The organism is Psychromonas sp. Urea-02u-13 (assembly GCF_002835995.1).
In the GTDB taxonomy this organism is placed as follows: Bacteria; Pseudomonadota; Gammaproteobacteria; order Enterobacterales; family Psychromonadaceae; genus Psychromonas.
The window spans coordinates 15,784-26,519 of sequence record NZ_PJBZ01000059.1; the positions used below are offsets into that span (position 1 = coordinate 15,784).

General features: G+C 40.9%; 4 protein-coding genes. 1 reads left to right on the forward strand and 3 read right to left on the reverse strand.

What is annotated here, in order from left to right:
* The first annotated feature begins 90 nt into the window (after window positions 1-90).
* The gene (locus CXF74_RS10440) at window positions 91-2,103 is read left to right on the forward strand and encodes a methyl-accepting chemotaxis protein (RefSeq protein ID WP_101082390.1); all 2,013 of its coding nucleotides are present in this window, start codon (window positions 91-93) and stop codon (window positions 2,101-2,103) included.
* A gap of 122 nt (window positions 2,104-2,225) precedes the next feature.
* Here the strand turns inward: CXF74_RS10440 and CXF74_RS10445 are convergent, their stop codons facing one another.
* The 3 genes from CXF74_RS10445 to CXF74_RS10455 all read right to left on the reverse strand — a co-directional run bounded on the left by CXF74_RS10445 (window position 2,226) and on the right by CXF74_RS10455 (window position 10,736).
* Window positions 2,226-2,777 carry a VF530 family DNA-binding protein gene (locus CXF74_RS10445; RefSeq protein ID WP_101082391.1) on the reverse strand — a complete coding sequence of 184 codons (552 nt, stop codon included), beginning with the start codon at window positions 2,775-2,777 and terminating at the stop codon, window positions 2,226-2,228.
* 237 nt (window positions 2,778-3,014) lie between these two features.
* Window positions 3,015-4,610, reverse strand: coding sequence for a PfaD family polyunsaturated fatty acid/polyketide biosynthesis protein (locus CXF74_RS10450; RefSeq protein WP_101082392.1), 1,596 nt, complete (start codon window positions 4,608-4,610; stop codon window positions 3,015-3,017).
* 231 nt (window positions 4,611-4,841) lie between these two features.
* Window positions 4,842-10,736, reverse strand: a complete 5,895-nt coding sequence (locus tag CXF74_RS10455) for a hotdog fold thioesterase (protein ID WP_101082393.1) — start codon at window positions 10,734-10,736, stop codon at window positions 4,842-4,844.

Here is a 10,736-nt window from a genome sequence, read left to right on the forward strand (position 1 = left end):
AATTTCACAAGCACTGCTGGCTATATTACTAATTTACGCTACTTTTTAAATATAAATCACAAAACAGTATTTTTTATAACGGAGCTCAACATGAAGTTTACTATCGCACAGCGTTTATACGCCGGCTTTGCAAGCATTATCATCATTATGTTTATTGTATCAGGCATAATTTGGTCACAAAATAAGACAATACAAGCTATTTCAAGTGAGGTAGAAAGCGATAATGTTCCTGGTCTTATTATGTATCTACAAGTGCTTGATGAACTTGGAGATATGCAATCAAATGTATTAGAGTATCTTGCGGGGGAAGAAGGGGGAGTAAAAAGCTTTAATGGAAACTACGATCAATTCAAAGGTTTATTTAAAGATCTTTATATCCTTGAATCAGCAAAAGAATCTGATCGCAATAAACTGGCGACCATAGAAAACTATGTTATCGAATATGCTCAACGTGCTGAAAAAGAAGTATTTAATCGCTACAACCCAGAAACAGAACGCTGGGCAAAAGCAAAAATAAAAATGCTTGAAATAGAGGGCGATAAATTAGAAGTCTTATTAAATCGTCTTATCGCAGAAGAATTTAATGATGCGCTACAATCCACCGATCTTGAAGAATCATTACGAGATGATTTACCTGGCGTGCGTTATTACTTAGAGTTAGTTGACGAAGCGGGTGATATGTTAGCCTCAATCACTCGTTTTGTTGCCGGTGATGTCAGTAAAATAGAAGCCTTTAAAAAAGATCAAGCCTCGTTTGAATCTTACCTTGCTAAATTAGTACCACTTGAACAAAAAGTAAATGAAGTTGAGAACTTACGTCAAATTGAAAAATTCAAAGATACCATTGTTCGCGAAGCCAACACTATTTTCAAAACGTTTGACCCTACCGGTCGACAAGCAGCATCAAAATCAGTTGATGATATGGAGCATGAACTGTTTGATAAAGTAGACAAAATCTTAGATGCTTCCGCACTAGAGGAAAGAATTGACGTAACAACCGCCTTAAAATTAGTATCTTCAAATCTTCACCAAATGTTAACACAACTTATCATCGCAACATTATTTGCAGCCGCAGTCGGTATTGTTATTGCTTACTTATTATCAAACTCTATTAACAAACGCCTTAGCATTGTATTAAACGTAGCAAATCGAATTAGTGAAGGCGACTTAAGCTCACCAGCACTTACCGAGATGGGCAACGATGAAATTGCAGAACTTGCTAACGCCATGAATAAAATGAGTGACTCATTAAATACCTTACTGACCGATATTAACGAAGTCGCAGGTTCTGTGGCGAGTTCTTCTGCTGATATACAACAATCAAGTCGCGAATTAACTGATGGTAGTAATGAGCAAGCACATAAATCATCAATGCTAGCGACCGCTATCGAAGAGATGTCTTCAACGGTCTCTGAAGTGGCGATGCAAAGTAACCATGCATCAGAAAGCGCAACAGAATCCGGTAAACAAGCACACTTAGGTGGCGATATTGTTCGTGATACCGTGAATGGAATTAATAAGCTTTCTGAGGTGGTTGGCGCTGCATCAGCGACAGTTGATAAGCTAGGTGATCGCAGTAATGAAATTGGTGCGGTTATTCAAGTTATTAACGGCATCGCAGAACAAACTAACCTACTTGCACTAAATGCAGCGATTGAAGCAGCGCGTGCTGGTGAACAAGGCCGAGGCTTTGCCGTTGTTGCCGATGAAGTACGCGCTTTAGCCGCACGTACTAGTGAAGCAACCAAAGAAGTAGCAAACTCTATTGGCGCAATTCAAGCAGATACACAAGCGGCGGTTGCTAGTATTCAAGAAGGCAGTAATCAAGCTATTATCAGTGTTGGGTTAGCAGAAAAAGCCGGTTTATCTTTAGAGACTATCGTCAGTAGTGCAACTAACTTAGATAGCATGATCGTTTCAATCGCATCTGCAACTGAAGAGCAATCAGCAACGACACAAGAAATGGCACGTGACGTATCGGTTATTCGAGATGCTTCAGAGAATGCTTTAAACCTAGCAACAAATACCTCAGAGAAAGCAAATAGAATGAGTGAGTTGGCTGGACAACTTGATGGGCTAGTGAATAAATTCAAACTCCGTTAATCGTTTATTAACAAGCTTTTCGCTGGTCATTAAAAAGCCCCAATAATCATTGATTATTGGGGCTTTTTTTATACGTTTCTTTTTACAAATGGCTTGCTCTAATAAACAACACCATTAATAAACTAAGTATTCCACGGGTTACTTGGATTATAAGGCGCTTCTTCACCTTTATCTTTATTCGCACGTTTGTCTTTAGGGCGATCATGACTGCTAGCAGAACCATCACGGTATGGATGTTTACCAGAATCACCGCGAGAATCACTACGGCCAAATGAACGTTCATCACGTTTCTGTTGACTGCGCTCTTGATGTGCAGAAGCGGCTTTTGCTTGTGAAAGCTCAATTGATTCAATGGTTAATTCCATTGGGTCACGTGGCACGATATGTAGCGAGAAACCACGTTCACGTGGCGCGACATCATATTCAGATTCACGTGGCTTAGGCATACGTTTAAAACGAGAAAGGTAGAAACTTTCTAGTTTAGTACGTGCCCATTCTGTTTTTTTCAAAAACTTTAGACTTCCTTCAATAGAAGGATTGACCTCAAAGCAGTGAAAACGCATAGAGGCATGCAAGATTTTCCAACCATAGTGATCTACCAACTCAGTGAGCAGTATTTCCATGCTTAGACCATGCAGGGGATTATTTTGTTGTTCTTCTACGCTTGGGTTCATTTCTTTTTTCCAAATTAAAAAAGCCTTAATGATTATTAAGGCTTATAAGGGCTATTTTAGCTGAATTTGAAACAGCTGTCAGCTTTTAGCTATCAGTTGTCAGCTAATGTCAAAACATAAAGTCAGCAGTCACCCTTTAGTTTTCAGTAAAAAATCAAGGTTACACGCTTGTATTTTTTGACCTAACTGATAGCTGACAGCTGATAACTAACAGCTTCTTTATCTTGACCGCTTCTTTTATGCCGGCGTGTAGTTCAACAAGTTTTGCTGCAAACTAACGCCTTGCAATTTAAGTTGATTAATACGTTGCAGATAAGCGGCACCTTTAAGTAAGTGCAATGCAACATCAACCGCTTTACGTTCAGTATAAGCTTCTAAGTAAGTTCCTTTCACCCAACTATTAAACGCGCCTAAACTTGGGCCTGCCCAAATTTGATAATCCATTTCACGGCCTTTCTCACCGGTATTTGACCAACGCGATGAAAGACCTAAGTACCAACGGAAAATCAATGCCATTTTACGTTTAGGGCTACTCTTAGCACGCGCCAGCATTTCGGGATCGCGCGCTTGGAAGAAATCGATTGTACCCGCCCAAACATCATCAAGATTTTGACGGAAAATTTGTTTCTCAATTTTTTCACGCTCAACAGTTGGAATATCTTCAATCGAATCATAGTTAACGTACAAGTCATAGAGTTTATTAGCACGCATCGCAAACATAGTACCGCGCTTAACAACTTGAAGCTTAACGCCCATTTCAAACATATCAGCGGCCGGTGCCATAGTTACATCAGCCATCTCAACACCCGCAAGTAACTTACGAGTATGATCAGAGGCACCAGCTTCAACACAGGCTTGATTAACACTGCCTAAAACAATGTACGCAGAACCCATATTAAATGCTGCTAGCGTTGCTTCAGGGGTTCCTATACCGCCACCAGCACCCACACGCAATGCAGGAGAGAAGTTATATTGCGCTTGAATTTCATCACGTAGGGCAATGATAGTAGGCAGTAATGTTAAAAAAGGACGATTATCAGTATGACCGCCAGAATCCGCTTCCGCAGTTATATCATCCGCCATAGGCACACGTTGTGAAAGCGCAGCTTGTAAAGCGGTGATCTTGCCTTGTGCTAATAACTTATCTAATAATTTTTGCGGTGCAGGTTCCATAAAGCGACGACCTACTTCCGTACGAGATACTTTAGCAATCACTTTGTTTTTGATATGAACAGAGCCGTCACTGTTTTCACTTAAACCCGCAACACGATACCAAACAATATGCTCAGTTAATCCCAGGTATGCAGACGCTTCAACCGTCTCAACACCTAATTTTAAGAAACGTTCAACTGCCCCACGCTCTAATGCTTCTTCAGCCGGTGCATGAATCAGGTTTACCGCATAAGGGCCATTAGGTAATGCCGCTTGAATACGTTTAATCGATTCTTCAATCACATCAGGCACTAAACCTGCCGCACCAAAAGAACATAATAAACCGGCTTTACCTAAAGCAATCACCAACTCAACCGATGCAATACCATTCGCCATCGCGCCACCGTGATACGCGTATTTAACGCCATGTTGTTTCTTGTATTCAACATCACCTAAGTCTTCAGGGTTAAGCGCTTGCGCAAAAGCAACAACAGCTTCACTGCTTGCAGCACAAGTTGCTTGGCTAACACCTAACAGATCGCCACTTTTGGCAACATAAATAGGTTTAGTCAGATCCATTAATGCACTTTTTACCGCGTCAGCAGTGGTATTGATATTAGCACTCGCGACTTTCCATGCCCAATCAATCGGTTGTTGGTTATTTAACGTTAATACACTCATTGTTATTTCCTAAATGATGAGGGGAGTTCTCATCTATTTCGTTGTTTATTAGAAGTTACAAGTTACGATCTTAAAGCTTCGAGTTACGAGCTACTAGCTTCGAAAATCAAGCAGACAGTTCGAAGCTTGAAGCTTCGTGTTATGAACTACTAGCTTCGAAAACCGAGTAGGCAGTTCGAAGCTCGAAGCTACCTACTCGCAGCTTAAATCTACTCACAGCTGAAATTCGTTTTACGCCTCTATAATACTCAGCACGATATCTTTCACTTCGTATATACGTAAGCCATCTTTAGAAAGATTTGCATCACCCACTAAGCGCACTTCGTTATCGGTTTTGATAATGTCTGTGATATGCACATCTAAGCTCATCTGTTTATTAAGTGGTGTAATTTGACCACGGTATTTCCACACAACATTAGTTAAAGGTGCTTCAAAGCGTGGATTTTTAAATTGCTTACCCAAATCATTGGTTAATGCATAAATTTGTAACAATTCAATAATCGCTTCCACACCTAATGAGCCCGGCATAACAGGATCTTGATGGAAGTGATAACGGAAGAACCAATCCGTTGCATCGATAGTACGCTCGCCATAGATGTAACCCATTGAAGCTTTACCGCCTCCTTCTACAATCGACACAGTATCAACAAAGTTAAGTTGTCCACCAGCCAATTTGTAATGGGCTTTAGTAATAGGTGCTTGGTACAGCGCTAGTGACTTATCAGTTAAATCAATATTCTGAATGTTCGATGTAGACGTATTGTTATCAACAAACCAGGCATTAGTGATTTTACCGTTATCAATACCTAATTGATTCGACAGAGCATCCCCACCAAAGTAACCAAATACTGCTTTACCCGTATAGAACTTTTCACCGTCAACTAATAAATCAAAGGTAAAGCTTTGTACGATCATGCCACCGGCCATGGTCGTACTTAACAATACAGATTCATTAACGATGGTTTTACCACGTAGGTCTACTTTTTTCAGTAACTCACCAGAGCCATCGAGATTACGGAAGAACAGATCTTTTTCAGGATAAACTAAGGTTGTACCCATATAACCTGAGATGAAGCCATTAGGTTGTAATGCGATTTCCATAATCAACGAATATGGCATCCAATTATCAACACTGTTTTTAGTGAAATACCATGCATCTGCTGGCACATAATACTCTGCAACACAGCTAGCTGGCTTTTTAAGGTCTAAACGCTCACCTTGAACATCAATCACACGTGTTACAACTTGTAGGTCACCACAAGGCGTTCTTGGCGGAATACGGCCTTCATAGACATCAAAAGCAGGACCAAAACAGTTAGATATATTACCTGTCGCAAATTCAAACATATGATAAGGCGTAAATGGCACGGTATCAGGCGTGCGATTTTGTCCTTCAACTACAGGCGCTTCAAAATGCTTGATCGGTGTAACACCTTTCTCTTTCGGTGCATCAAAATCAGATTCAACACGCATTAACGGTTTTTGAGCATTCTTAAATGGCTGAACACCCCTTTCGTCAGTAATCAGATCATTTTCAAGTGCATGAATCGCTTCAGGACTAATTTGACCAAGATGACTTTCTAATTCATTAAAAGAAGACTCAACTGAATCAGGTAATAACTGCACATTACTTGGTAACGTTACAGGATAAGCTGAGTTTTCATCTTGATCTTTAATTTCCATACACAGGTTTTTAAAATCAACAACCACTTTACCATCAAGGATAATATCAATATTCGCTTTGATAAACGGACGTGGAGACATGCCTAATTCAACCACTTCTAAACGATAGGTTAAGGTATTCGTTTGTGGAAGTACTTGTCCACGACAACGCACTGTTTGTGCTTCGCCACGCATAGGTTGGAAACGTGCATTATTCACAGTGCCATTCATACCTAACCACAGCATAAAGAACATAGCGACTTGGCCACAGCCTTCCGACATCAGTGAGCCAGCCATCACCTGATCACCTTGGAAGTGACATGGAAAATACCAATGGTTTGGATCTAAGTCTTTCTGACCTTCGATTAACCCTAACCCCCAATGACCACCTTGTGGCTCCACTTTCGTAATACGCTCAATCATTAAGAACTTCTCTGATGAGAATTTTAATGATGGGTTACGACCTTGTTGATCATATTCAGGACCAAAACAACCGGTGATATCACCTTCCACCAGCTTCATCATGTCCGCATAGTTATATTGCGTTTGAGTATTATTAATCAGCGGTTTGAAGTAAGACTTCTTAGCATTAATAAACGCTTCTTTGTCTTTATCGTTATGAATAACCCCTTTACCATCTGCAAGCTCTTCATCAGTGAAGAAACCCGCACAGCCATTACGCATGATTAATACTTTCTTATCCCCTACGTAACAATCGTAATGGAAAAAGAACAACAGTTGCTCACCATTGCGTGCATAAGAATCAATGTGAATCTCATAACGTAATGTTTCACCACCAAAGGCCATGTCTTCTAAGAAGGTTAATTGGCAATCCAATAAACGATAAATACGCTCACTTTTGTTTGAGAAATCAATACCAATATAAGAAATCAGCATTAAATCACATTGCCCAGATTCAACCGATACAGACCATGGAATATGACCATCAATCAAAAACGGCGCATCAACAGGAATATCGTACTCTGTTGCCATGTAAGATTTTTTGTATTCATTCACCGTGGCATCAAGGTCAGTCACACGGGTTACTAACAAATAATCGGTTGTTGGTAGACGTACACGACGTGGGTAGCTATCGATGATTTTATATTCTTCACCAAATACTTTACTAATATCACCTTCAGCAAATTCAACTAAATCAGCGGTATCGTAAATGACCTTTGCAGGTTGATTAAAACGCTCTTCAAGTTGAAGTGGTGGATATTGGTAACCCGCTGGGCCTTTAATCGCAAAACCCGATGCTGGTTGTTCAATATCAACAGCTGCAATCGTTTCAGTAAGCTCAGTCGAGCTTGTTTGTAATACAGGCGTTTGTCCTGACAGGGTTTGAGCTTGTAATTTAATCAAGGTAGATATCTGTTTTTCAGCCGCCTGACGCGCATGAATAAAGGCTTGATGCGTCTGTGCTTGCTGGAAAATTTCGCTACTTGTTTTACTGCTTACATTTTTTTGTTGTTTTTGTTTATTTGTTGGATTCATTTTAACTTTCTCTGGGGAAGTTACAGGATGAGTGTCTGTTATATAGTCTGGTGCAATTTCTGTTTGTTCTGCTCTAAAGAGAGCTGATGCTGATGTATTAGTCACGTTTAACAGTGATAAATCCACAGCATGATTAATATTGATGGCAGGCGAATTCATTAACTGTGTTTTCATCTCTGTAAACACTGGGTTCGCTTGATGGCTTAGTATTGATTGCTCAATATCAGCGCCACCTAATACAATCGGTTTCACCAATGAGAAAGGCTTTTTACCGCCCTTATCTTCTTTAGGCGCTGCTTGGTAAGCATTCGCCGTTGACGATAAAATAAGATGCGCACAGCTCATGTCTTTGCCTAAGCCATTCACCGCAACATTCTCGGTTTTCTGCTGATTGAGATGCAAAGCTGACTTAATCAAACTGACGATGCCCGAAGCATTAAACAAATGACCTACTTGACGTTTTACACTGTCAATCGGCGCGTTAGGGTAACGTATTGAAAGTGAAACTTGCTCAGCATGGTTATCGGCACTAAAACCACTGGCATAGGCTTCAACATGAGTAATGTCAGTCGCTTGAATGCCCGCTTGTAAACAGGCTTTTTCGCTGGCTTTATTAATCGCATTTGCATCACTACCAGAGACAAAACTAACAGCATCAATTTGTGCATAGCTATTTGCATAGCTATTTGCATAGCTATTTGCATAGCTATTTACTGAACTACTGACTGGTGTTGCAGTGGCTTGAGCGGATGATTTTAAAACAATAGCACCCGCGCCTTCTCCGACTAACCATTGCGTATTTTGTAATGGGTCGGCATGGCTTGTCGCGTTTTCAGACACTGCGCCATAACGTTGACGTAAACTGATATTCTCAAAAGAGCCCGCAAGATCAACAGCTGCAATCACCACCGCATCAACATCTGAAGTAGCAAACAAGTTTTGTGCTAACTCTACACAACGGTAAACCGAGTTTTCTTCACTAGAAACCGTAAAGGCAGGGCCTGAAAAATCCCATAACGCTGAAATACGTGACGCCATGATATTACCGATGAAACTGGTATATTGGTTTAACTGTGCAGGCGAGGCAATGCTCTCTTTACAGATATTAGTTAACTCGTCTTGCTGCTCAGAGGTTAAGTTAATACCCTGCTCATTTAAGCTTTCTTCGATTTGAGTGGTTAAATTAACACGCCCGCGATATTGATGAAGATCCAGCTCAAGTCCCATTGCCACTAACACAGCAACATTTTCCCCCTCTGTTAATCCCGCTTGTAAAACAGCATTATCAGCGACTTTCATCATCATCAATTGTTGTGGAATCAGGCAATCCTGTGGATTAGGTGGCACTTTGAAACGTAAGAAATCAATGTCAAACTGTTCAACATAGCCGCCTTTAGGTGCCTCATTAACGCCAACTGTATATTTAACCAGTTGTTGTGTGTTAATGCCTTTCCAGCGTTGTGCAGGTAATTCACGGAATGTATTTGTATTGCTGGTCATCAAGTGACTAAAGTCAGCTAAATTAGCACAATGGCCAACAATACAATCCATGCCAACAATCGACATAGCCGTCAATGGTTTAGGTGCTTCAAAGGTTTCTTGTTGCGCCGTATTACCCGCTTGTAAGACTAAGTGCGCATTACTACCACCAAAACCAAAGACACTCACGCCCGCAGTACGTGGCTTACCCGCTTCAATTGGCCAGTTAACAGTATCAATCGGCATCTGCTTACTGGTTAAATAACCCTGTTTGGTTTTAATCGCATTTTTCAAGCTGATGGTCGCAGGGATTTTAGCTTCGTTTAATGCATAAATAGCTTTAGTCACACCGGGCATACCGGCAGCCGTCAACAAATGACCAAGATTCGATTTCGCCGATCCCAGTAAAGGTTTGTTATTGTATTGGCTAAAAAACGTTTCCATTGAGGTCAGCTCAACTTTATCGCCTTTAGGGGTGCCCGTTGCATGACATTCAATGTAATCAACTTGGCTTGGACAAATCTGTGCATCTTGATAAGCACGTTCATAAGCGAGTACTTGCCCTTTGGTATTTGGGCTTAATACAAACTCACCTTTACCGTCATTCGACAGTGCGCCACCTTTGATAATCGCATGAATGGTATCGCCATCACGCAGTGCATCACTGTGGCGTTTAAGCACCATCATACCTGCGCCTTCAGCCGCAAATAGACCTTGTGAGTCGTTATCAAAAGGTGCGTGTTTATTATTCGCAGGGAACGCTTGGAAAATAGAAAAACCCATATTAACAAACATAGGATCAGCACCAGAGATAGCACCCGCCAACATCATGTCTGCTCGGCCAGTATGTAAATAATCACAAGCCAACTTCAAGCTATAACAAGAAGAAGCACAGGCCGCATCCAATGAAAAATGAGACGCGCCTAAACCGGATGCTTTTGCCAATAACGCTGAAGGATAACCCGCCACTAAGGCGTTATCTGCCAATACACTTTGCGCCGCTGTAAAGTTTTTAAGTTGAAAACGCGCATCGGTTAATTGTTGCAGCGCATTCTCAACCACATGATGATAGAAAGGCAGAAACAGATGGTTCGATGTTTTGGTTGGAAACGATAAATTACCAAGAATTAATCCACACTGTTCAAGCGCGTCACTGCCCCAATAACCCGCATTCTTTAACGCTTGCTCGGTGACATATAATCCCCACTTGTTGATATCATCAAGTTGATTAAGATAGTCGCTATTAATACCACGGCCCGTAAAGGCACTGGCATCAAAATCAAACCCACGAATGTAACCACCGTACATGCAGTAGAATTTATCCGTATCCCCTTTTTTGCCTAAATACTTGGCAGGATCAACGCCCATTTCTGTCGCTGTAATTTCAGTTCGATTATCTTGTTTATTTAATAATTGCGTCCAAAATTCTTCCGGTTGACTAGAACCAGGGAAGAGATTCGCAATACCAACAATGGCAATATTTTCCAT

Bases quoted from the DNA above. Each gene is read 5' to 3' on its own strand.
- CXF74_RS10455 (WP_101082393.1), bottom strand. From the start codon at position 10,736: ATGGAAAATATTGCCATTGTTGGTATTGCGAATCTCTTCCCTGGTTCT.
- CXF74_RS10445 (WP_101082391.1), bottom strand. From the start codon at position 2,777: ATGAACCCAAGCGTAGAAGAACAACAAAATAATCCCCTGCATGGTCTA.
- CXF74_RS10450 (WP_101082392.1), bottom strand. From the start codon at position 4,610: ATGAGTGTATTAACGTTAAATAACCAACAACCGATTGATTGGGCATGG.
- CXF74_RS10440 (WP_101082390.1), top strand. From the start codon at position 91: ATGAAGTTTACTATCGCACAGCGTTTATACGCCGGCTTTGCAAGCATT.